This window comes from Liquorilactobacillus nagelii DSM 13675 (assembly GCF_019444005.1).
Classification (GTDB): Bacteria; Bacillota; Bacilli; order Lactobacillales; family Lactobacillaceae; genus Liquorilactobacillus; species Liquorilactobacillus nagelii.
On record NZ_CP049304.1, the window covers coordinates 417,303 to 439,270 of the forward strand.

Genomic DNA, 21,968 nt, shown 5'->3' on the forward strand with positions numbered 1-21,968 from the left:
ATTTTGAAAATAGCCGTTGATGCAATGGGAGGAGATCATGCTCCCGAAGCGATTGTTGCTGGAGTTGCCAAAGCGCGTGATCAATACCCGCATTTAGAATTTTTGCTTTATGGAAAAAGTGAACAAATTAGTAAACTATTGACTGACCAAACTCGGATCAAAATTATTCAAGCTGATGAAGTAATTGGTATGAACGATGAACCTGTTCGAGCAATCAGGCGCAAAAAACAATCTTCTTTAGTTTTGGCAGCCCAAGCGGTTAAAAACGGAGAAGCTGATGCTTTGTTTTCTTGTGGAAATACAGGGGCGTTGTTGACAGCAGGTTTGTTAATTGTTGGCCGAATTAAAGGAATTGTACGCCCCGGATTGCTTTCAACCTTGCCAATGATTGGTGAGCAGACGGGAGCTTTTAATTTATTGGATAGTGGAGCAAATGCTGAAAATAAAGCGGAACATTTGCATCAGTATGCGATTTTGGGAAAATATTATGCCCAGAAGGTTCGGGGGATTGCTGATCCGCGGATTGGACTCTTGAACAATGGCACTGAGCCACATAAGGGCAGTAAAATTACTCAAGAGGCTTATCAATTATTGCAAGCTGATCCAGCAATCAATTTCGTTGGGAATGTTGAGGCCAATTCTGTTTTACGCAATCAAGCAGATGTAATTGTGGCTGATGGTTTTATGGGGAACACCTTGTTAAAGTCAATTGAAGGAACGGCTTCAGCAATTATGCATTTACTCAAAGAAACAATTATGAATAGTGGTGTCAGCAGTAAGCTAGGAGCAGTGTTGCTTAAACCAGCTTTTAAACAGCTAAAAGCTAAAATGAATCAAGCACAATACGGTGGTGCAGTTTTATTAGGGGTAAAAGCTCCAGTTGTTAAAGCACATGGCGCTAGTGATGCAGAAACGGTTTACTATACATTAGGCCAGATTGAGCAGATGTTGAAAGAACAGATGATTCCAGATTTAGTGGACTACTTTTCAAAATTGAATCAAGCGGAAAAAAATAAAGTTATTGAGGAGAAATCAAAATGACAGAAAAAGAAATTTTTAATAAATTGGCTAAAATTATCCATGAACGTTTCGAAATTGAAGTTGATCAAATTACACCAAATTTGAATTTTACTACCGATTTGGATGCAGATTCGATTGATTTAGTAGAATTTGTTTTAGAATTAGAGGATAGCTTTGGAGCGGAGATTCCCGATGAAGAAGCTGAAAAATTGCAAAAAGTTCAGGATGTTGTCGACTATATCAAGAAACATCAAAAATAAAGAGTAGTTTATGATATCAATCAAGGCCAGCACAAAACGCATGTTTTGATTGCGGCCTTTTACTTTTATAAATGGAGTCAGTAATTATATGAAAATTAAATTTAAGGAGCAGACGAAGATTGACAAATGGATTAACTGATTGGCTTAAAGAGCATTTTGAAATTGAATTTCAACGAACAGAATTATTGGATGAAGCATTTACTCATGCTTCATATGTTAATGAACACCCTAACCAAAATTTGAAATATTATGAGCGAATTGAATTCTTGGGTGACGCAGTGATGCAGTTAGCTGTTTCTGAATATTTATTTTTACGTTATCCGTCATTGCCGGAAGGAAAACTTTCGCGGTTACGAGCAGCTATGGTTTGTGAGGACAGTTTTAGTAAATTTGCAGTTGAATGTCATTTTGACCAATATATTCGTTTAGGAAAGGGAGAAGAAAAATCGCAAGCACGACAACGTCCGTCCCTACTTTGCGATATTTTCGAATCATTTATTGGAGCGTTGTATTTAGATCAAGGAAAACCAGCAGTAGATAAATTTATTTCACAAATTGTCTTTCCCAAGATTGATTTGGGATGGTTTGACCATTTACTGGATCATAAAACTGAATTGCAGGAGTTCTTGCAGCAAGACGGCGATGTTGATATTGAGTATCATGAGTTGGAAAATGATGGCCCTGAGCATGACAAGCGTTATACTATGACCGTTAGTGCTGATGGCGAGTTATTAGGCCAAGGTCAAGGACACTCGAAGAAAGCTGCTGAGCAAGTAGCTGCCAGAGAAGCTTTGATCAAATTACATGCTAATAAATAAAGAGTAAGGAGCGGCGAAAATGAAACTCAAGTCATTAGTACTGGATGGTTTTAAATCATTTGCGCAGAAAACACAAATTGAGTTCCGTCCGGGATTAACGGCAATTGTCGGTCCAAACGGCAGTGGAAAAAGCAATTTAATTGAAGCAATTCGTTGGGTTTTGGGTGAACAATCAGCTAAAAGTTTGCGTGGTTCTCGGATGCCGGATGTAATTTTCGCCGGATCAGATAATCAAGCTGCTTTAAATCGGGCTGAAGTTGAAATTGTTTTTGACAACAGTGATCGTTTTTTGGCCATGGAAAGTGATGAAGTCGCCATTACGCGTCGCATTTTTCGTGACGGAACAAGCGAGTTTCTTTTAAATCAAAAAACGGTGCGTTTAAAAGATATCATCGATTTATTAATTGATACTGGATTAGGAAGAGATTCTTTTTCACTAATTTCACAAGGAAAAGTTGAGCAAATTTTTAATAGTAAGCCTGAAGACCGGCGCCAATTTATTGAAGAAGCGGCCGGAATTTTGAAGTACAAAAAAGAGCGGTTAAATGCTCAGACTAAAATGGCAGAAACTGATGATCACTTACTTCGAGTTGCTGATATTATTAGTGAATTAGCTGGACAAGTTGAACCGCTCAAACAACAGGCCAGTATAGCTAAAGATTATTTGAATCAAAAAAAGCAGCTAGCTTTTTTTGAGCGCAGTCAACTGATTTGGCGATTGCAAAAAACTACTGAAAAACAACAGACTCGACGAATAAAATTAACAGCAGCAACAGCTCAATTAGCTAAACAGCAGCAATTAACTGATTCTTTGCAACAACAGCAAACTAAAGTGCAGCAGCAACAATTGCAAGTGAATCAACAAATTGATAATTGTCAAGCTGGATTGGTACAAGTAGTTAAGCAACGAGAACAATTGAACGGACAGCAACAGTTAACAGCACAACAAGAAGATTATCGTCAGCAGCGAAAGCAAGAATTAGTACAGCAACTAGCTGAGGCCGAACAAACCACGCAACAACTACAAAGACAATTACGTGAGCTTAAACAACAATTATCTCTGCAAAAAACAAAAACTGCTAAATTGCAAAAGACAATTAGAATTCAGAAAAATGAACTCCAACTTGGATCTGATGAATTACAGCAGCAACTGGAAGAATTGCGTAATCAAATAGTTGCCAAAATGCAACGCCAGGCTTCAGTCAATAATCAGATTAATTATTTAGCTAAAGAACAGCAGCGCCAACTAGCACACCAGCAACAACTATTAGCTAAATTAACAACGTTGCAGCAACAACAACATACTTCCACGAATGAACATCAAGATGCGACTAATCAGGCGACGGCTTTGAAAGAGCATCTAGAACAATTACAACAGCAAGAACAACAATTGTTGGATCGACAAGAACAATTGCAACGAAAGTATACAGTTCAGCAGCAACGCTGGTATCAGGCTAATGGAATTTTTCAACAGGCACGTGCAAAATATGATAGTTTGCATGAGATTTCTAGTAGTTATAACAATTATTATCAAGGTGTTAAACAAGTTTTATTGGCAAAAAATCGGTTAAGTGGAATTATTGGTTCAGTAGCGGAACTGTTAACCGTTCCGCCAAAAATCTCAGTTGCAATTGAGACAGTTCTAGGAGGACAACTACAGAATATTGTAGTTACTGATGAACAGGCAGCTAAACAAGCAATTAATTATTTAAAAAGCAATCATTATGGTAGAGTAACTTTTTTGCCGCAGACGACTGTCCAAACACGAAAAATTTCGTCAATGATAGAAGAGCAACTGAAAAACATATCAGGGGTTGTTGGAGTAGCTAGTCAGTTGGTTAAAACGGCAGCTTCCAACCAACATGTTTTAGAACATTTATTGGGTACAACCGTGATTGTTGAAACAATTGACAATGCTATTACAACAGCTCAAAAATTGCATTTTCGTTGTCGAATTGTTTCGTTAGATGGCGACGTGATTAATGCTGGTGGTTCAATGAGTGGCGGTTCCCGGCGAAACAACAATGGTTTGCTTTCCCAGCAACAGCAGTTAACCGATTTAGCAGCTGGAATTGCAAAAATGCAACAGCAATTAGTCCAACTTGAAGAATCAGGCGGTCAGCTTAAACAACAGCGAAAAGCGGCAGCTAAACAATTAGCTGAGCTTAAGCCCGAGCTCAAACAAGCTGAAATAGTTTACCAGAATGCAGCTACTGACTTGAAGTTGCAGCAAAATGAGAAGAATCATCTGCAACAACAATTAACTGCTCAACAATTTGAGGTAGAGCAAAGCAAATTGGCGATGGAAAACTTTACAGCTGATCAAGCTAAAGCGGTTCAGGAAAAGAAACAGTTGATACTTGAATTGGAACAGTTAAAGAATGAATTTGCAAAGCGCCAGCAACAATTAAAAAATATTACGGCTACTCATCATCAGCAAGAAAGTGAGTTAGCTGAACTTGAACAACAACAGGCAGTTTTACAACAGCAGCAGGCTTCTGGCCAGCAGCAAGTCGAAGAATTAAGTAAACGTTTGACAACGCGCCAACAGCAATTGCAGCAAAAACAAGCAGAATTAACGGCGTTAACTGCAACAGCAGCCAAACAACAAATCAGCGGTAAAAACTTGGTGCAACAATTAGCAGATTTATCTCATCAGCAGCAAACCGCGGAAGGAAAACTGCAAGAGCTTCAGCAACAGCGAACCCAATTACAAGAAAAGGTATCACAACAGCAGGTTAAAGTTAAACGACAAACAGAACTGCAACAATTAGCGCAACAGGAATTTCAACAACTCAAGTATCAAGTTGAACAACAAGATCAGCAACTTGATCAAGATTTGCAAACGCTAAGTGAAAAGTATCAACTGACATTTGAAGCAGCTCAGCGTCTTGAGCGTGAAAAAGATTCGACAGTAATTGAGCGTCAGTTAAAGCTTTTGAAGCGTGGAATTAGCGAATTGGGTGAAGTTAACTTGGGAGCAATTCAAGAATTTGAGCGGGTTAATCAACGGTACCAGTTTTTAACAGCTCAGCGGCAAGATTTGTTGGACGCCAAGATTGAATTACAAAAAAGTATGGCGGAGATTGATCAGGAAGTTAAAAGCCGATTTGAAAAAACTTTTAAGCAAACTGCAACAGCATTTAGTCAAATTTTTCCAGAAATGTTTGGCGGCGGTCAGGCTAGTTTAAAATTGACAGCACCAGACAATTTGTTGCAAACTGGGATTGAGATTATGGCTCAGCCACCGGGCAAAAAATTGCAGCGCCTATCGTTATTATCAGGTGGTGAAAAGGCTCTAACTGCGATAGTTTTATTATTTGCAATTTTGAGAGTTAAACCGGTACCATTTGTAATTTTGGATGAAGCTGAAGCAGCCTTAGATGATGCAAATGTTGATCGTTATGCTCAGTATTTGAAAAAGTTTTGTCAAAAAACGCAATTTATTGTCATTACACATCGTAAAGGAACGATGGATCATGCTGACGTACTTTATGGGATTACAATGCAACAGTCAGGTATTTCGAAAATGGTTTCGGTGGCATTAACCTAGGTTAGGGAGGAATACAATGGGGTTTTTTGAAAAAATCAAACAGGCGTTTACTGGAGAAGAAGCGCCGAAACAAGATACAACAGAAAAAAAATATGACGAAGGATTAGCTAAAAGTCGGCAGACGTTCGGTGACAAATTAAATAGTTTGCTAGCAAATTTTCGAACAGTTGATGAAGACTTTTTTGATGATTTGGAAGAAACTTTAATTGAATCAGATGTTGGTTTTGAAACGGCAGTTAAAATTAGCGACGAATTGCGTCAGGAAGTTAAATTAAAGAATGCCAAAACCAAACAGGCCGTTTCTGAAGTTATTATTCAAAAACTGATTGAACTGTATGAACATGAAGGGGCTGATGAAGACGCTAAACTCCATTTTGCAACAAACGGGCCGACTGTATTTTTGTTTGTGGGAGTTAATGGAGTTGGCAAGACAACGACAATTGGTAAATTAGCTCACCGCTTAAAAAAAGACGGGAAAAAAGTTTTATTGGCAGCTGGGGATACTTTTCGAGCTGGTGCAATTGAGCAATTGGCTGAATGGGGCAAACGGGTTGAAGTTCCAGTAGTTCGTAAACCAGCTCAAAGTGATCCAGCTGCTGTGGTTTATGATGCGGTTAAACGCGCTAAATCAGAAAATTTTGATGTTTTATTGGTTGATACAGCTGGTCGGCTGCAAAATAAAGTTAACTTGATGAAAGAGCTTGAGAAAATATCGCGAGTTATTACTAGAGAAATTCCAGCAGCTCCACAAGAAGTATTGCTGGCATTGGATGCTACTACAGGTCAAAATGCATTAACCCAAGCAAAGCAATTTAAAGATGTAACACCTGTTAGTGGAATAGTTTTGACTAAATTGGATGGTACAGCCAAGGGCGGAATTGTGTTGGCTATTCGGAATGAATTGCATTTGCCAGTCAAACTGGTTGGTTTGGGCGAGCAAATGGATGATTTGCAGGACTTTGATCCCGAAAAATTCGTTGCAGGATTGTTTGGTGGATTGCTACAAGATATTGGAGCAAATTGAAAAGGGGTCTAGCTGCGGATGACAATTGAAAAGACAAACCAAATAAATGCACTGCTTGATTTTTATGAACCACTACTAACTGGAAAACAAACTAAGTATATTGCATATTACTATCGGGAGGATCTATCTTTAGGAGAAATTGCAGAGAATTATCATGTCTCACGGCAAGCAGTTTATGATAATATTAAAAGGACTGAAAAGATTCTGGCTGCTTATGAAGAAAAGCTGCATTTGTATCAGCAATTTCAGCAAGTCAATCAACAAACTGAGCAGATTAAAGCATATGTAGTCAGCCATTATCCAGAAGACACAAAACTTTTGCAGCTATTGAAACAGTTGGAAAGCATAGAAGAATAGGTTGGTGATTTAGCGTGGCATTTGAAGGCTTAACTGAAAGACTGCAGCAGGCAATTGGAAAACTGAAACGCAAAGGTAAAGTTAGTGAAGGCGATGTTAAGGAGGTTATGCGGGAAATCCGCTTGGCCTTGCTGGAAGCTGATGTTAATTTTCAAGTAGTTAAAGATTTTGTTAAAGAAGTCCGTGAAAAAGCCATTGGTGCAAAAGTTTTAGAGAGCTTAACTCCAGCGCAACAGATTGTTAAAATTGTCAATGATCAGTTGACAGCGGTGATGGGGCAAGAAGCTGTTCCGTTACAGAAATCAGAAAAAATACCAACTATTATTATGATGGTTGGTCTGCAAGGTGCCGGTAAAACGACAACTTTAGGTAAGCTGGCTCTAAAACTAAAAAATGAACAGCATGCACGACCATTATTGATTGCTGGGGATGTTTATCGCCCCGCGGCAATTGATCAGCTGCAAGCGCTTGGTGAGCAAATTGGGGCTCCAGTATTTTCGTTAGGAACTGATATTTCTCCGGTTGAGATTGTTCGGCAAGGCTTAAAAGCTGCTCAAGAAAAGAAAAATGACTATGTTTTGATCGATACTGCAGGGCGCTTACAGATTGATCAGAAGTTAATGGAAGAACTTAAACAAATTACTGAATTAGCCCAACCAAATGAAACTTTATTAACGGTTGATGCAATGACCGGGCAAAATGCGGTTGAAGTTGCTAAGGGCTTCAATGAGCAGCTGAACATCACTGGGGTTGTTTTGACAAAGCTCGATGGCGATACTCGTGGTGGAGCCGCCTTGTCAATTCGAGCAGTTACCGGTAAACCGATTAAGTTTATTGGTCAAGGCGAAAAAATGACTGATTTGGATATTTTTTATCCGGATCGAATGGCTTCAAGAATTTTGGGTATGGGCGACATGCTGACCTTAATTGAGAAAGCCCAGCAAGATTTTGATGAAAAAAAAGCTGCTGAAATGCAAGAAAAGATGCGTGAAAATAGCTTTGATTTCAATGATTTTTTGGACCAAATGGAGCAAGTTCAAAAAATGGGCCCAATGGATGACATAATGAAAATGATTCCAGGAATGGCAAATAACCCAGCACTAAAAAACTTTCAAATTGATGAAAAGCAAATTGCGCATATTAAAGCAATTGTTTTATCAATGACTCCGAATGAACGTGAGCAACCTGATATTTTGAATCCAAGTCGTCGTCGCCGAATTGCTGCTGGATCTGGACGCCCAGTTCAGGAAGTTAATCGGATGATTAAGCAGTTTAATCAGATGAAAAAAATGATGAGCAATATCAGCAAAGGTAATTTGAATGGAATGGAAGGACTATTAGGTAACGGTTTGTCCGGTAAAATGGCTAAAATGTCATTAAACTCGATGGTTCGAAAAAATAAAAAACGTAAGCTCAAACGCTTGAAAAAGCTCAAAAAGAGACGAAAATAACTAAATAAAATACAGCTGTCAAGAAATAATACTTTACAGGCAGTCAATTTATTGGTATATTATTATTCGTTGATAAATTAATTAGGAGGTGTCATTCATGTCAGTAAAAATTCGTTTGAAACGAATGGGTTCAAAGAAACGTCCATTTTATCGGATCGTTGTAGCCGATTCACGTTCACCACGTGATGGTCGCTTTATCGAAACCGTTGGAACTTACAATCCGTTAACTCAGCCAGAAAAAGTAACTCTTAAAGAAGAGACTATTATGACTTGGTTAAATAATGGTGCTCAGCCATCAGATACGGTTAAAAATATTCTTGCAAAACAGGGAATTATGAAAAAATTCCACGAAGCACGTTTTGCTAAAAAGTAAACTTTTAAATTAATTTGAGGTTTATGATTAAAATTAGCTGATTTTTTAAAGTAATTGGCTGAATATTTCTGGTATAAGAACTCTCTTGATAAGACAGCGATGTTTTGTTTAGAGAGTTTTTTTAAGGAGAGGTTTATGAAATATTTTGAAGTTGGAACAATCGTTAATACACATGGAATTAAAGGTGAGGTCAAAGTAGCAGTTGTTACTGATTTTGCTAAGCAACGTTTTCAACCGGGAAAAATCGTTTATCTGCAAAATAATCAAACCAGTCCAGAAAAAGTGACGCTTAAAACAGTTAGAACCTTTAAACAATTTTATTTGCTCTCTTTTAACGAGTATTCTGATTTAACTGCGGTAGAACATTTAAAGCAGGTTAAGATATTAATTGATGAAAACCAGCAAGCCCCACTTGCGCAAGGAGATTATTACTACCATCAAATTATTGGACTGCAGGTTATAGATCAGCAACAGCAAAGTTTAGGCAAAATTAAAGAAATCTTGAGCCCAGGTGCAAATGATGTTTGGGTTGTCGAACGTTCAGGTAAAGCTGATTTGCTCCTTCCGGCAATTCATGATGTGATCAAAAAAATTGATATTGAACAGCATAAAGTCGAAGTTGAGCTGCTGGATGGGTTGGATGATTGATGAAAATTAATATTTTAAGTCTTTTTCCAGAAATGTTTACCGGTCCGCTGCATGAATCAATTGTCGGTAAAGCAATTGAAAAAACTTTAATTGAAGTACAAGTTGTTAACTTTCGCGATTATACTACTAACCGCCAAAAACATGTTGACGATTATCCTTACGGTGGTGGAGCGGGAATGTTATTGCAAGCCCAGCCAATTTTTTCAGCCCTAGACTCTCTGGAAAAAAAGGATGGTCAATTAGGACGAGTAATTTTACTTGATCCAGCCGGAAAAAAATTTGACCAGTCATTGGCAGAAGAATTTTCCCAAGAAAAGTCGCTGACTTTTATTTGTGGTCATTATGAAGGTTATGATGAACGAATTAGAACTCGAATAACAGATGAAGCTTCTTTAGGCGATTTCGTGATGACCGGTGGTGAAATTGCAGCCATGGCAATGATTGATGCAACTGTTAGGCTGTTACCTGGGGTTTTGGGCAATCAAGCTTCAGCACCAGCCGATTCATTTTCCCGAGGTTTAACGGGATTATTGGAATACCCGCAGTATACTCGGCCGGCTGATTTTCAAGGCTTAAAGGTTCCCGATGTTTTGTTAAGTGGGAATCATCAAAAAATTGCTGAATGGCGTCAGAAAGCTGCACTTTTACGAACTTATCAACGACGGCCGGATTTATTGAAAAAAATTGAGTTAAATTCACAACAGAATCAGTGGCTGCGAGAATTTTCTAAAAGAGTTGATTAGCTGATTTAAGTATGATAACATGGTGATTGGCTTATTAGCCAGATTAACAGCATTCCGCTGCAACTGGACATGAATGCTGGCGAAAGGAAGAAAAAAAATGAATCCATTGATTCAAAAGATTACCGAGTCACAATTACGCAAAGATATTCCTGATTTTCGTCCGGGAGATACAGTTCGAGTTTATGCTCGAATTGTTGAAGGTACCCGTGAACGAATCCAGTTATTTGAAGGTGTTGTTATCAAACGCCGCGGCCAAGGAATTAGCGAAACTTATACAGTTCGCAAAATTAGTAGCGGTGTTGGTGTAGAAAGAACTTTCCCAGTTCACTCACCACGTGTTGATAAAATTGAAGTTGTTCGCCAAGGTCGTGTACGTCGTGCTAAATTGTATTATTTACGTGCACTTCATGGAAAAGCAGCTCGTATCCCAGAAAAATTACGCAAATAGAGTTAAGAAAAAAGCCTTGGATACCAAGGCTTTTTTACTTACATATTTTTAAACGCTAAATTTCGCAGATTTTAAAAATTAGTTTAGTGGCACTCAGCTAGGTAATGTGCAATTTCTTGTTCAACTAATTTTGAGCAATGCTGCGGAAGTCCAAAACTTTGGATAAAAAATTGGCTATTAATTACTGATTTAGCTGTTTCGTTCAGGTAAAATGGAATTAACAAACGAATAGCAAGTTGATTTGTCCGATATTCGATACTGATTAATTGTGAGGCACTGGTGTGATAGAGAATTTGATCAGTTGGATCATTCAGGAGAAGATGGGCCAGTTCATGAGCTAATTGAAAAATTAATTCATGTGGTCTTGTCCAATTTTGGTTCATAATAATAATTTTTTGCTTAGCACATGCAATTGAAGGAGCTGTTGCTGATAATGATTTTGTCCAAAAAATGGTAATTTTTTTTTGATGAGCTATTGCAGTTAATTGAGAAAGAATCTGTTCCAAAAAAACACCTCCGCATTATTTGTCTACTTTATTATTTCGCAAAATTGACTCAATAATTGCGAAATCTGCCGGAGATATTTTTTTCCCTTCATAGGTAAAAATTACATCTTTATCTTGCTTTAGTTCAATTTGTGGATTTTTTTGACTTTCTCTTCCCAATAAATAGTCAATAGAAACGTTAAAGTAATCTGCAATTTTCTCAACGCGAGTAATTGAAGGTTGTCTTTTGTTCCATTGATAAATTGTATTATGGCCTAAACTAAGTTCTGATTCTAATTGATAAACGGTAATATGATTTTCTTTGGCCAATTCTTTAATGCGTTCAACGATCATCTTAGTTGCTCCCTTTTTCTAGCTTAAAGGTTAGATAAACTGTTGAAATCTAACTTATAAGTTAGTATAATTTAAGATATAAAAGATTTTGCTTTAATCCTTAGAATATCCTTTATAATATAATATTGAACAAATCTTAGTCAAATTTGTTAGATAACAATTTAGAAAATAGGAGTGGGGCTGAATGAATTATGAATTTTCAGATGCAATTATGCTTTGTTTAAAAAGAAATAAACGACTAGGTGTCAAACCTTCGTCGCAATCGGATATTGCCGATCATTTTGGCTTGTCAAAACCTTATGTTAATCAGCTAATTAATGGTCATGTTACAGATTCAGCAAACACTAGGCAGCGGCTAGTGGAAATTAAAAAATATGTTGGCATGGAATAAAATCACGTAAAAAAGATATGTCTTGCTTGCTTTAGGCAACAGACATATCTTTTTTACGTGATTGATATTTTGAAAATTATATTTTTAATGCAAAATAGTTAATAACCCATGACTGAAAAAATAGCTGTTAAAAAGACAGTTCCTACAGTAACAAGGATCATAAGCCAAACAACGACCATTGTGATTTTTTGAAATCGGCTGCGTTTCTTTTTTGCCACGTTTGTTCACCCTTTTTAATTATTGTTTATAGATAACTATACCGTTTTCGCTTTGATACTGTCAAACGGAAAAACGAACACTTAGAAATTGCGACTTGAAAATTTTGGTTATTTCACGTACACTATGAACGATTTATAATTTTTGAGGAATGGGAACTCATCTAAAATTAATAATTTTAGATGAGTGAAAGTGAGGAATGATCAACAGTGGAAATCATGGTACAAAAATTTGGCGGCACCTCCGTTCAAGATGATCAGTCAAGAGAAAAAGCAATTGGACACGTTCAATATGCCGTTGATCAAGGTTATAAAGTTGTAGTAGTAGTGTCAGCTATTGGTCGTAAAGGAGCACCGTATGCAACAGATTCATTATTAAATTTAGTTGATGGTGATCATTCATTGTTATCTAATCGTGAATTGGATATGTTAGTTTCAGTTGGGGAGATCATTTCAACAGCTGTCTTTACCGAAATGCTGAAAAAACAAAAATTTGCAGCAATCGCATTAACGGGACCTGATGCCGGGGTACGGACAAATAATGAGTATCAAAATGCTAAGGTTTTGGATGTTAAAACAGATGCTATTTTAAAAGAATTTAAAACTCATGATGTTGTAGTTGTAGCCGGATTTCAAGGCCTATCTCGTGAAGGTCATATGACAACTTTAGGTCGTGGTGGCAGTGATACTTCAGCTGCTTTATTGGGTGCTGCCTTGTCAGCTAAAAGGGTTGATATTTTTACTGATGTTTCTGGAATGATGACAGCTGATCCACGGCTAGTAAAAAAAGCTAAATTTTTAAAAAATGTTAGTTATGAAGAAGTTGCTAATATGGCGCATGAAGGGGCAAAGGTAATTCATCCACGAGCGGTCGAAGTTGCTCAACAGGCACATTTACCTTTAAGAATCCGCTCAACGTGGGACAGTGTAGAGGAGTTAGGAACTTTAGTTTCCGACAAGGATTTATCAATTCGACATTATCGTGCGGTAACCGGAATTGCCCATCAAGTCGGCTTAACCCAATTTATTGTTGCAACTGCAAAATGGTCTGCAGAAGACATTTTTAAATTATTAGCAGATAATCATCTAAGTGTTGATTTTATCAATATCTTACCAGAAAAAGTGGTGTTTAATTTAAATCAACAGCAAAGTCAGATTGCTAAACAATTACTGACAGCTAAAAATATTAAATCTGAAATTATTGAAAACTGTGCAAAAGTTTCGATTGTTGGAGCTGGAATAATGGGTACGCCAGGAATTACTGCCCAGATTGTGTCAGCTTTGAGTACCCATAAAATTAAAATTTTGCAAACTACCGATAGTTACACAACGATTTGGGTGTTGGTCAATCAAACAGACTTAATAGCAGCGGTTAATGCACTACATGATGCTTTTTTAAATGAACAGCAGGATGCTTCTGATGAAATTTGAGTGGTTGATCCAATTAGTTATTATTATTCTAATATGGGTTATTTTGCATTTTTGGAAGAAAAAATTTCCACACTTTTTTTTTAAGAGAATCTATCCAATTGATGTGGTCATTATTTATTTAATTTATTGCATTCATTGGTTATCTACTGCGATTTTAGCAACTAGTTTATTGCCAGAAGTTTTTTTTGCAGCAGCGTTGTTAGGAATTGGCTTAACAATATTTTTAGCAATTACCAAAGGCGAAATTATTTATCCACTTTTTTGGCTTCGCTTTTGGCGCCTTTTTGGAATATTAGTTACAATTAGTTATGTAATTTTATTTGGAGAATATTTGTTGAAATTTGTTTTTTAAATATTCACTTCACCTATATCTTATTTTTTAATCGTTTGAAGCCTGAAAAGGGCTTCTTTTTTTATACCAATTTGCTCAAGTAGACTTTAAGAAACCGCTGAATTAAGCAAAAAGACAAAATGATAACTTAAATTTCAAATGAAAAAAGATTAGAATTATAATTTTTTTTATTGTTTTAATAATCAAGTGGTAAAATAGTGGTTGAGAGTGGGAGATTGTGGTAACATCAATTATAGTTAGTGGAAGGAGGCTAAGCTGTTGTTAATGGGAGAATTTCACCACGCAATTGATAGCAAAGGGCGGTTAATTATTCCAGCAAAATTTCGTGAGCAGCTCGCCGATCAATTTGTGCTGACACGTGGCATGGATGGCTGCCTATTTGGCTACCCTGCATCAGAATGGCAACAGCTTGAAGAAAAATTACAGCAACTTCCACTAACTAAGCGTGATGCTAGAGCTTTTGTCCGCTTCTTTTATTCAGCAGCTACTGAATGTGAATTTGATCACCAAGGTCGAATTGTAATTCCAAAATCTTTGCGGCAACATGCAGAATTGACCAAAAAGTGTGTAGTAGTCGGTGTTTCCAATCGATTTGAGATTTGGTCTGAAGAACGTTGGAATAAATTTAGTGAGCAAGCTGAAGAAAATTTTGATGATATTGCTGAAAATATGATTGATTTTGGTTTGTAAATGATTATGGAGGAATAATTGTGGCAGAAAACTTTGTTCACAAGACAGTTTTACTGCAAGAAGCAGTTTCCGGTCTTCAGGTGAAACCTGATGGCAAATATGTTGACTGTACTTTAGGCGGTGGAGGGCATAGTACTTTAATTGCCCAAAAATTGACATCAGCAGGGCACTTATATGCTTTTGATCAAGACGAAACAGCGATTCAATTTAATCTACCATGGTTTAAAAATTTGCCAGTAACTTTGATTGCAGCTAATTTTCGTGAGATCAAGCGAAAATTGACAGATTTAAACGTGAATAAGGTTGATGGTATTCTTTATGACTTAGGTGTTTCTTCGCCACAATTCGATGATGCCAAACGTGGCTTTAGTTACCGGTTTGATGCTCCTTTAGATATGCGAATGGATCGATCACAAAAACTGAATGCTGAAATAGTTGTTAATGATTGGCCTTATGGGAAGTTAGTTAAAATATTTTGGCGCTATGGAGAAGAAAAATATGCGAAATCAATTGCTCGCCATATTGAGAAGGCTCGAATAATAGCACCGATTAAGACGACTGGAGAATTAGTTGAATTGATTAAGGCAGCTATTCCTGCAAGAGCAAGAAGAACAGGCGGGCATCCAGCTAAACGTGTTTTTCAAGCGATTAGAATAGCTGTTAATGATGAATTGGGTGCATTGGAAGATTCGCTGAGTCAAGCACTTGATTTACTTTCACCTGGTGGACGAATTTGTGTAATTACTTTCCAATCATTAGAAGATCGTTTGGTAAAAACAATGTTTAAAGAAAAAACATCCTTACCAGATCTTCCGGCTGGTTTACCCGTGGTTCCAATTGAAATGGAGCCAAATTATCGTTTAGTTACACGTAAACCAATTTTACCAACCGAAGTTGAGTTGGAGCACAATCACCGGGCCCACTCAGCTCGATTACGGATTATTGAAAGAAAATAGAAGGATTAATTATTTAGAGGATGTGATTTGAATGTCAGAAAACACTGCTACTCAGTGGCAAGAAGTTGTTCCGCAAAAAGATCCAATACATAAACCAGCTCCACGAAGAAATCTAACTAAACATCGTGTGGCATTTTCTAAACTGGAAATTAGCAGTACAATTATTGGAGCACTTGTATTAATGATCCTGACTATTGCAGTTATTTCAGGTCAAATTGGGTTAACCAAAGCACAATTTGATTTGCAGAAAATCAATCAGCAGATTACGACAACTCAAAATAGTAATGTCAATACGAAACAAGAAATTAGCTCTTTGTCCAGTCGTGACCGTCTGTTAGAAATTGCTAAAAAAGACGGATTGACGATGAACAATAGCAACATAAGGAATGTTACCAAATGAATAATAAAAAAAAGCAGCTGAAACGACAAACCAATCGAAAGTTTTATGGAATCGGAATTTTCTTGATGGTAGCAATAATCTTTGCCGTTTTCATCGGCCGCTTTTTTTATATTGGCGCTTTTAAAACGGTTGATAAGGTTAATTTATCCAAAAAAGTTAGCCAGTTATACGCTAGTAAGACGCAAGTCAAGGCGCAAAGAGGAACAATTTATGATAATGATAATCAGCCAATTGCTGAAGACTCATCAACCTATAGTATCTACATTGTTTTGTCAAAAAAGGCGACGGCTTTTGGTAAAAGAGAATATTTAGCAACTAAAGATAAACCTAAAGCAGCTAGAGTCTTGAGTAAATATCTGGGAATTAGTTATCAAGAAGTTTTGAAAGATTTAAATCCAAGCGATCGCGATTTGTATCAAGTTGAACTAGGGAGTGCCGGAAGAAATTTATCACTTGAAACAAAGCAGGAAATCGAAGCTGCAGGGATTACTGGAATAAACTTCACTTCAACTTCAGCTAGACTGTATCCCAATGGAATTTTTGCTTCACATATTATTGGACTAGCCGAAAATCAAGCTGGTCAGTTAACCGGTGTTTCTGGGATTGAGAAAGCTTTTAACAAGGCACTTTCTGGACATAATGGTGTTCGCAGTTTTGAAAAAGACACTCGTGGCACACCAATTCCTGGTAGCAAGGTTAAATCTCGTGCAGCCAAAAATGGTGATAATTTATATACAACTTTAGATACTCGGTTGCAAACATATTTGGAAACGTTAATGTCGCAAGCCCAGTCAACTTATCATCCTCAAGAAATGACTGCAATTTTGATGAAAGCTAGTACAGGTGAAATTTTAGCTGCTACTCAACGTCCGACTTATAATGCCCAAACTAAAGCAGGAATTAATCAAATCTGGCGTAATATTTTAGCACAAGATAGCTACGAACCTGGTTCAACCATGAAAGTATTTACAATGGCAGCCGCGATCAATAGTGGTGTTTATAATCAAAATGCAACATTCAAATCCGGCTCATATGAAATTGATGGTAAAAAGGTAGACGATTGGGATACTAATGGTTGGGGTTATATTACTTATCGTGATGCTTTTATTAGGTCATCAAATGTTGGAATGGCACACTTAGAACAACAAATGGGAGCCAAAACTTGGTTAAAGTATATCAAGAAATTCGGCTTGCTTAAAAAAACTGGTTCTAAAATGCCAGATGAGACTAGTGGTAGTATTGAGTTTGGTTATCCAATTGAGCAAGCTAATACAGCATTTGGTCAAGCAATCGATGTGACAGCTTTACAGATGATGCAGGGATTTTCAGCTATCGCTAATCATGGTAAAATGGTAAAGCCGTATTTGGTTAAACGGGTGGTCAATCCCAACAATGGCAAAACTGTCTATCAGGCGGGAACAAAAGTTGTTGGTAAACCAATTCGAAGCCAAACTGCTAGTCAGGTTTTGAGTATGATGCAGGATGTAGTTTATAATGAGAATGGTACAGGGTCAGCTTTTAAAATTAATGGTTATCGAATAGGTGTTAAAACGGGAACCGCTCAGATCAGTAATTCAAAAGGTACGGGCTATCTAACAGGTGAGACAAATTATCTGTTTTCGGTTGTCGGAATGGCTCCAGCTTCTAATCCCAAATATATTTTGTATATCACGATGAAACAACCGACAACTTTTGCCGGTCAAACATCTGGTCAAATGTTAGCTTCAGTTTTTAATCCAATGATGAAACGTGTTCTGGATGAAGATCAGGAGACTACCAATCAAAAACAAACACAAGTTACTTTGCCTGATGTTACCGGTCAATCAGTAACTAAAGCAAAAACAGCTTTAAATAATGCCGGATTGCTAGTAACTGTTATTGGTAATGGTAAGAAAATTACAGCTCAATCAATAGCTGGTGGACAGACATCTCTAACTGGAGAAAGAATTATTTTATTAGCCAATGGCGAAAGACTAATGCCTGATTTGACAGGCTGGTCGCGAAGTAATGTGGCAGCGTTAGCTAATCTTTTGAATATTAAAGTTAGTTTTCAAGGTTCAGGATATGTAAAAAGTCAAAGTCTAGCTGCTAACAAGTCATTAACGAATCAAAAAAAGATTGTAGTACAATTGAAATAAAAAATGTGGTGAAAAAATGCAAGCAAGCAAATTAATTGAATGTCTAAGATTTAAACAAGTTTTTCCAGCAGACTATGCAGATTTTGCGGTAGCTCTTTTAACGCAAAACACAAAGGAAGTCGTAGAAAATAGTATTTTTGTGGCAGTTAAGGGTGCACAGTTTGATGGACATCGATTTGTCGAACAAGCAATTCAAGCTGGGGCAAAAATGATCATTGCACAAGATAAAGTTGCGACTGGGGAAGTGCCAGTGGTTTATGTTGAAAACTCAAAAAGAGCTATGGCTATTCTTAGTAGCCGTTTTTATGGGAATGCTAGCCAAGCTTTACGGATAATTGGGGTTACTGGAACTAATGGTAAAACAACGGTTACGCATCTTATTGAGGCGATTTTTCGAGCTCAAGGAGAAGAAACTGGCTTAGTAGGAACAATGTATCGCAAGGTTGGTAATGAGATCTTTCCAACTAAAAATACTACTCCAGATATTATCACGCTCCAAAGGACTTTAAATAAGATGGTTGAGCGGCATGTTTCAACTGTCGCAATGGAAGTCTCTTCGATTGCTTTGATTCAAGGACGCGTTTGGGGGATTGATTTTGATATCGGAGTATTCACAAACTTAAGTCGTGATCATCTTGATTATCATAAAACGATGGCCAATTATGAGCATGCTAAAAGTTTGTTGTTTTCACAATTAGGAAATCAATATTCTGGTAATGGAGATGACAAGGTTGCGGTTTTGAATATTGACGATCCGGTTGGGCAAAAATTACAGCAAGATACGGCCGCACATGTTTTAACATACGGAATTGAACGATCAGCGATGATTCAAGCGACTGATGTAAAAATTCATAGTCAAGGAACAGATTTTAAGCTGCATGTTTTTGAACAAGTTTGGCCGTTACGAGTTAAAATGATTGGTCTGTTCAATGTATATAACATTCTGGCTGCTTTTGCGGCGGCATATGCTGCTGGAATAAAAGTAGAAAAAATTCTAGCTGCATTAACAGCATTTCCAGGAGTCAAAGGACGAATGCAGTTGTTGACTTCAACAACCGGAGTTAGTGCTGTGATTGATTATTCGCATACTCCGGATGGTTTATTGAAGGCACTTGAAACGCTGGATCAAGTGGCTCAAAAACGGGTTCTTTGTGTAATTGGCTGCGGTGGTGATCGTGACCATGGTAAGCGCCCGAAAATGGGGGAAATTGCGGTTAAGTACAGTGACTTGGCAATTTTTACGTCGGATAACCCACGGACCGAAGATCCGCAAAAAATTATTTCGTCCATGCTTAGTGGAGTAGAGCAGCCGGATCGGGTTCCGGTATTTGTTAAACGGCGCGAGGCAATTAATTATGCGATTCAACAAGCTCAAACCGGTGATATTGTATTGATTGCTGGTAAGGGACATGAAGATTATCAAATCATTGGTAAAGAAAAGCATCATTTTGATGATGTAGAAGAGGCAATGAAAGCATTAAGATTAAAGGAGCAAGCTAACAAATGACATTTGTAGAAGGCATTATTTCACTCGTTTTGAGTTTGGGACTGACGGTTTTGTTTTTACCGCAGTTTATTAATTATGCTCATCGAAAAAAACAGGGGCAGATGATTCGTGAAGAAGGACCCAGTTGGCACCAGAAAAAATCAGGCACGCCGACAATGGGGGGCTTGATTTTTAATTCAGTCATTTTAGTAGTCAGCCTAGTTTGTGGACTTATTTGGCAACAGTTAAGTGCGAAATTATTGGTCTTGCTGTTTATTTTAGTTTTATATGCTGGTTTGGGTTTTTGGGATGATTCAATTAAGCTTTGGAAAAAACAAAATGAAGGTTTAAAAGCTTGGCAAAAACTTTTAGGACAAATTATCGGTGCAATTGTCTTTATGGCTGTTTATTATCATGAAGAATTGCCATTATCCTTGCATTTATTCGGTTATGAAATTTCAATTGGTGTTTTCTTTATCATATTTGCAATTTTTTGGCTGGTCGGGTTTTCGAACGCGGTTAATTTGACTGATGGAATTGATGGCTTGGTAGCTGGTCAAGCAACAATTGCTTTTACGGTTTATGCAATTATTGCTGCACACCAACAGCAATTTGATATTTTATTGTTTTGTTTAGCAATTATTGGAGCTTTGTTAGGATTTTTGATTTTTAATCATAAACCAGCTAAGATTTTCATGGGTGATATGGGATCGTTAGCCTTAGGTGGAGCTTTAGCAGCTGTTTCAATGCTAGTTAATCATGAAATCTCGCTTTTATGGATTGGCTTGATTTTTGTGATTGAAACGGCCAGCGTAATTTTGCAAGTTGCTTCATTCAAACTAACCGGAAAAAGGATTTTTAAGATGAGTCCTATTCATCACCACTTTGAACTTTGCGGCTGGAGTGAATGGCGAATTGATTTGACATTCTGGTTTGTGGGAATTATTACTGGCGTTAGTGCTTTACTAACAATTTTTTAATTTAAAAGGAAGTAAATTGAATGAAGGTAATTAAGAGCTATCAAGATAAAAAAGTTTTGGTATTGGGTTTGGGAAAAAGCGGAATAAATGCTGCTAAGCTGTTAGCTAAGCTAGGTGCTAAAGTTACAGTAAATGATTTGCATGCTCCTAAAGATCCACAAGTTATTAAAGATTTAACAACACAGGGAATTAAAGTGATTACTGGGAGTCATCCTTTGGAATTAGCTAAACAAAATGAACTGATGGTCAAAAATCCTGGAATTCCCTATAGCAATCCTTTAGTTGAAGCGGCACAAGCGGCTGGTTTGCCAATTATAACTGAACCTGAATTGGCCTATGAAATTTTAGATTCACCATTAGTTGCAGTTACTGGAACTAATGGTAAAACCACCACTACCACTTTGATAACCTTAATGCTTGACCAAGATCGGACGGCTGGAAGAGCTTATTCTGCAGGAAATATTGGTATTCCAGCTAGTCAAGTAGCACAAAAAGCAACTACAAATGATGTTATGGTGGCTGAATTGTCAAGTTTTCAATTACTGGGAATTACTCAGTTGCGGCCACATGTTGCTGTTATTACTAATATCTATGAAGCGCATACTGACTATCATGGCTCGCGAGCAAACTATGTCAAAGCCAAGCTACGAATTACTAAAAATCAAACAGCTAAAGATTACCTGATTATTAATTGGGATTCAGAGGAATGGCGAAATCTAAGTCAAAAGTCGGCTGCGCAGGTTATTCCATTTTCACGCAAAACGGTTGTTCCAAACGGAGCGTACCAGCAAGGTGAATACTTATATTTTAAGGGTGAAAAAATAATTAAAGCTGCTGATATCAAAATTCCTGGCAGTCACAATATTGAGAATGCGTTGGCAGCAATTGCTGCGGCCAAGATAATGGGACAGAACAATCAGGCAATTTGTCAAGTGTTGCGAACCTTTAGTGGTGTTAAGCATCGTATCCAGTATGTAATGACAGTTAATCAGCGGAAGTTTTATAATGATTCAAAGGCAACTAATATTGAGGCCTGCGAAAGAGCTTTAGGCAGTTTTGACCAGCCAATTGTTCTTTTAGCTGGGGGGTTGGATCGAGGATTTACTTTTGAAAGATTAATTCCTGACTTCAAGCATGTTCGGGCAATGATTTGTTTCGGTGAAACGGCTAAATTAATGGCAGCGGCGGGCGAACAAGCTGGAATTAAACAGATTGAATTTACTCAAGATGTGATTAGTGCTGTTCCACTAGCCTACCAATTAAGTCAGCCCGGTGATGTTGTCTTGTTGTCCCCAGCTTGTGCTAGTTGGGATCAGTACCCAACCTTTGAAGTTCGTGGAGATCGATTTATTAATGCCATTGAAAAGTTAGCAACTGAACAGGAGGAAAAATAAG

The 21,968-nt window shown here is 37.4% G+C and carries 24 protein-coding genes; 21 read left to right on the forward strand and 3 right to left on the reverse strand.

The features are described from left to right. The first annotated feature begins 3 nt into the window (after positions 1-3). The 11 genes from plsX to rplS all read left to right on the forward strand — a co-directional run bounded on the left by plsX (position 4) and on the right by rplS (position 10,695). Positions 4-1,041 carry a phosphate acyltransferase PlsX gene (gene plsX, locus G6O73_RS02235; RefSeq protein WP_057886895.1) on the forward strand — a complete coding sequence of 346 codons (1,038 nt, stop codon included), beginning with the start codon at positions 4-6 and terminating at the stop codon, positions 1,039-1,041. Continuing rightward, the gene (acpP, locus tag G6O73_RS02240; protein ID WP_057886896.1) at positions 1,038-1,280 is read left to right on the forward strand and encodes an acyl carrier protein; all 243 of its coding nucleotides are present in this window, start codon (positions 1,038-1,040) and stop codon (positions 1,278-1,280) included. The genes plsX and acpP overlap by 4 nt, the downstream gene beginning before the upstream one ends. 119 nt (positions 1,281-1,399) lie before the next feature. Then, a complete protein-coding gene (gene rnc / locus G6O73_RS02245) occupies positions 1,400-2,098 on the forward strand; it encodes a ribonuclease III (RefSeq protein ID WP_057886897.1) in 699 nt (232 codons plus the stop codon). Between the two features lie 19 nt (positions 2,099-2,117). Beyond that, entirely contained in the window at positions 2,118-5,651 is a 3,534-nt protein-coding gene (gene smc, locus G6O73_RS02250; RefSeq protein WP_057886898.1) for a chromosome segregation protein SMC, read from the forward strand. 16 nt (positions 5,652-5,667) lie between these two features. Then, complete coding sequence (gene ftsY / locus G6O73_RS02255) at positions 5,668-6,675, forward strand: signal recognition particle-docking protein FtsY (RefSeq protein WP_057886899.1); 1,008 nt, start codon at positions 5,668-5,670, stop codon at positions 6,673-6,675. Positions 6,676-6,693: 18 nt separating this feature from the next. Next, positions 6,694-7,032 carry a putative DNA-binding protein gene (locus G6O73_RS02260; protein ID WP_057886900.1) on the forward strand — a complete coding sequence of 113 codons (339 nt, stop codon included), beginning with the start codon at positions 6,694-6,696 and terminating at the stop codon, positions 7,030-7,032. A gap of 14 nt (positions 7,033-7,046) precedes the next feature. Then, positions 7,047-8,483, forward strand: a complete 1,437-nt coding sequence (gene ffh, locus G6O73_RS02265; RefSeq protein WP_057886901.1) for a signal recognition particle protein — start codon at positions 7,047-7,049, stop codon at positions 8,481-8,483. 97 nt (positions 8,484-8,580) lie between these two features. Continuing rightward, positions 8,581-8,856: a 30S ribosomal protein S16 gene (gene rpsP / locus G6O73_RS02270; protein ID WP_057886902.1), complete on the forward strand. Its 276-nt coding sequence runs from the start codon at positions 8,581-8,583 to the stop codon at positions 8,854-8,856. A gap of 135 nt (positions 8,857-8,991) precedes the next feature. Further along, positions 8,992-9,504 (forward strand): ribosome maturation factor RimM, encoded by a 513-nt coding sequence (rimM, locus tag G6O73_RS02275; protein WP_057886903.1) that lies wholly within the window; start codon positions 8,992-8,994, stop codon positions 9,502-9,504. After that, positions 9,504-10,247 carry a tRNA (guanosine(37)-N1)-methyltransferase TrmD gene (trmD, locus tag G6O73_RS02280; protein ID WP_057886904.1) on the forward strand — a complete coding sequence of 248 codons (744 nt, stop codon included), beginning with the start codon at positions 9,504-9,506 and terminating at the stop codon, positions 10,245-10,247. Before rimM ends, trmD begins: the two co-directional genes overlap by 1 nt. A 97-nt stretch (positions 10,248-10,344) precedes the next feature. Further along, positions 10,345-10,695: a 50S ribosomal protein L19 gene (gene rplS, locus G6O73_RS02285; protein ID WP_057886905.1), complete on the forward strand. Its 351-nt coding sequence runs from the start codon at positions 10,345-10,347 to the stop codon at positions 10,693-10,695. Between the two features lie 83 nt (positions 10,696-10,778). On the opposite strand, the gene G6O73_RS02290 is transcribed toward rplS, so the two are convergent. Beyond that, positions 10,779-11,201 carry an ImmA/IrrE family metallo-endopeptidase gene (locus G6O73_RS02290; protein WP_057886906.1) on the reverse strand — a complete coding sequence of 141 codons (423 nt, stop codon included), beginning with the start codon at positions 11,199-11,201 and terminating at the stop codon, positions 10,779-10,781. A gap of 15 nt (positions 11,202-11,216) precedes the next feature. Then, positions 11,217-11,534 carry a helix-turn-helix domain-containing protein gene (locus G6O73_RS02295; RefSeq protein ID WP_057886907.1) on the reverse strand — a complete coding sequence of 106 codons (318 nt, stop codon included), beginning with the start codon at positions 11,532-11,534 and terminating at the stop codon, positions 11,217-11,219. Between the two features lie 184 nt (positions 11,535-11,718). Between G6O73_RS02295 and G6O73_RS02300 the strand changes: the two genes are divergently transcribed. Beyond that, entirely contained in the window at positions 11,719-11,925 is a 207-nt protein-coding gene (locus tag G6O73_RS02300; RefSeq protein WP_057886908.1) for a helix-turn-helix domain-containing protein, read from the forward strand. Between the two features lie 98 nt (positions 11,926-12,023). Here the strand turns inward: G6O73_RS02300 and G6O73_RS02305 are convergent, their stop codons facing one another. Beyond that, a complete protein-coding gene (locus tag G6O73_RS02305; protein ID WP_083478571.1) occupies positions 12,024-12,143 on the reverse strand; it encodes a DUF4044 domain-containing protein in 120 nt (39 codons plus the stop codon). 207 nt (positions 12,144-12,350) lie between these two features. On the opposite strand from G6O73_RS02305, the gene dapG reads away from it, so the two are divergent. The 9 genes from dapG (at position 12,351) to murD (ending at position 21,967) form a co-directional block, all read left to right on the forward strand. Then, entirely contained in the window at positions 12,351-13,571 is a 1,221-nt protein-coding gene (dapG, locus tag G6O73_RS02310; RefSeq protein ID WP_057886909.1) for an aspartate kinase, read from the forward strand. Next, positions 13,561-13,923: a DUF3397 family protein gene (locus G6O73_RS02315; protein ID WP_057886910.1), complete on the forward strand. Its 363-nt coding sequence runs from the start codon at positions 13,561-13,563 to the stop codon at positions 13,921-13,923. The genes dapG and G6O73_RS02315 overlap by 11 nt, the downstream gene beginning before the upstream one ends. Before the next feature lie 258 nt (positions 13,924-14,181). After that, positions 14,182-14,613, forward strand: coding sequence for a division/cell wall cluster transcriptional repressor MraZ (mraZ, locus tag G6O73_RS02320; RefSeq protein WP_057886911.1), 432 nt, complete (start codon positions 14,182-14,184; stop codon positions 14,611-14,613). Between the two features lie 20 nt (positions 14,614-14,633). Further along, positions 14,634-15,569 carry a 16S rRNA (cytosine(1402)-N(4))-methyltransferase RsmH gene (rsmH, locus tag G6O73_RS02325; protein ID WP_057886912.1) on the forward strand — a complete coding sequence of 312 codons (936 nt, stop codon included), beginning with the start codon at positions 14,634-14,636 and terminating at the stop codon, positions 15,567-15,569. Positions 15,570-15,600: 31 nt separating this feature from the next. Beyond that, positions 15,601-15,969 (forward strand): cell division protein FtsL, encoded by a 369-nt coding sequence (ftsL, locus tag G6O73_RS02330; RefSeq protein ID WP_057886913.1) that lies wholly within the window; start codon positions 15,601-15,603, stop codon positions 15,967-15,969. Further along, complete coding sequence (locus G6O73_RS02335; RefSeq protein ID WP_057886914.1) at positions 15,966-18,107, forward strand: penicillin-binding transpeptidase domain-containing protein; 2,142 nt, start codon at positions 15,966-15,968, stop codon at positions 18,105-18,107. The genes ftsL and G6O73_RS02335 overlap by 4 nt, the downstream gene beginning before the upstream one ends. Positions 18,108-18,123: 16 nt before the next feature. Then, positions 18,124-19,614: a UDP-N-acetylmuramoyl-L-alanyl-D-glutamate--2,6-diaminopimelate ligase gene (locus G6O73_RS02340; protein WP_057886915.1), complete on the forward strand. Its 1,491-nt coding sequence runs from the start codon at positions 18,124-18,126 to the stop codon at positions 19,612-19,614. Further along, positions 19,611-20,573, forward strand: coding sequence for a phospho-N-acetylmuramoyl-pentapeptide-transferase (gene mraY, locus G6O73_RS02345; protein WP_057886916.1), 963 nt, complete (start codon positions 19,611-19,613; stop codon positions 20,571-20,573). Before G6O73_RS02340 ends, mraY begins: the two co-directional genes overlap by 4 nt. Before the next feature lie 20 nt (positions 20,574-20,593). Next, entirely contained in the window at positions 20,594-21,967 is a 1,374-nt protein-coding gene (murD, locus tag G6O73_RS02350) for a UDP-N-acetylmuramoyl-L-alanine--D-glutamate ligase (RefSeq protein WP_057886917.1), read from the forward strand. The last annotated feature ends 1 nt before the right edge of the window (position 21,968 follow it).

What these genes read in the sequence shown, in the direction of transcription:
- rimM (WP_057886903.1), top strand. Translation starts at nt 8,992, where the DNA reads ATGAAATATTTTGAAGTTGGAACAATCGTTAATACACATGGAATTAAA.
- rpsP (WP_057886902.1), top strand. Translation starts at nt 8,581, where the DNA reads ATGTCAGTAAAAATTCGTTTGAAACGAATGGGTTCAAAGAAACGTCCA.
- mraY (WP_057886916.1), top strand. Translation starts at nt 19,611, where the DNA reads ATGACATTTGTAGAAGGCATTATTTCACTCGTTTTGAGTTTGGGACTG.
- G6O73_RS02335 (WP_057886914.1), top strand. Translation starts at nt 15,966, where the DNA reads ATGAATAATAAAAAAAAGCAGCTGAAACGACAAACCAATCGAAAGTTT.
- acpP (WP_057886896.1), top strand. Translation starts at nt 1,038, where the DNA reads ATGACAGAAAAAGAAATTTTTAATAAATTGGCTAAAATTATCCATGAA.
- trmD (WP_057886904.1), top strand. Translation starts at nt 9,504, where the DNA reads ATGAAAATTAATATTTTAAGTCTTTTTCCAGAAATGTTTACCGGTCCG.
- G6O73_RS02340 (WP_057886915.1), top strand. Translation starts at nt 18,124, where the DNA reads ATGCAAGCAAGCAAATTAATTGAATGTCTAAGATTTAAACAAGTTTTT.
- G6O73_RS02295 (WP_057886907.1), bottom strand. Translation starts at nt 11,534, where the DNA reads ATGATCGTTGAACGCATTAAAGAATTGGCCAAAGAAAATCATATTACC.
- G6O73_RS02260 (WP_057886900.1), top strand. Translation starts at nt 6,694, where the DNA reads ATGACAATTGAAAAGACAAACCAAATAAATGCACTGCTTGATTTTTAT.
- G6O73_RS02315 (WP_057886910.1), top strand. Translation starts at nt 13,561, where the DNA reads ATGAAATTTGAGTGGTTGATCCAATTAGTTATTATTATTCTAATATGG.
- rplS (WP_057886905.1), top strand. Translation starts at nt 10,345, where the DNA reads ATGAATCCATTGATTCAAAAGATTACCGAGTCACAATTACGCAAAGAT.
- G6O73_RS02300 (WP_057886908.1), top strand. Translation starts at nt 11,719, where the DNA reads ATGAATTATGAATTTTCAGATGCAATTATGCTTTGTTTAAAAAGAAAT.
- murD (WP_057886917.1), top strand. Translation starts at nt 20,594, where the DNA reads ATGAAGGTAATTAAGAGCTATCAAGATAAAAAAGTTTTGGTATTGGGT.
- ftsY (WP_057886899.1), top strand. Translation starts at nt 5,668, where the DNA reads ATGGGGTTTTTTGAAAAAATCAAACAGGCGTTTACTGGAGAAGAAGCG.
- ftsL (WP_057886913.1), top strand. Translation starts at nt 15,601, where the DNA reads ATGTCAGAAAACACTGCTACTCAGTGGCAAGAAGTTGTTCCGCAAAAA.
- smc (WP_057886898.1), top strand. Translation starts at nt 2,118, where the DNA reads ATGAAACTCAAGTCATTAGTACTGGATGGTTTTAAATCATTTGCGCAG.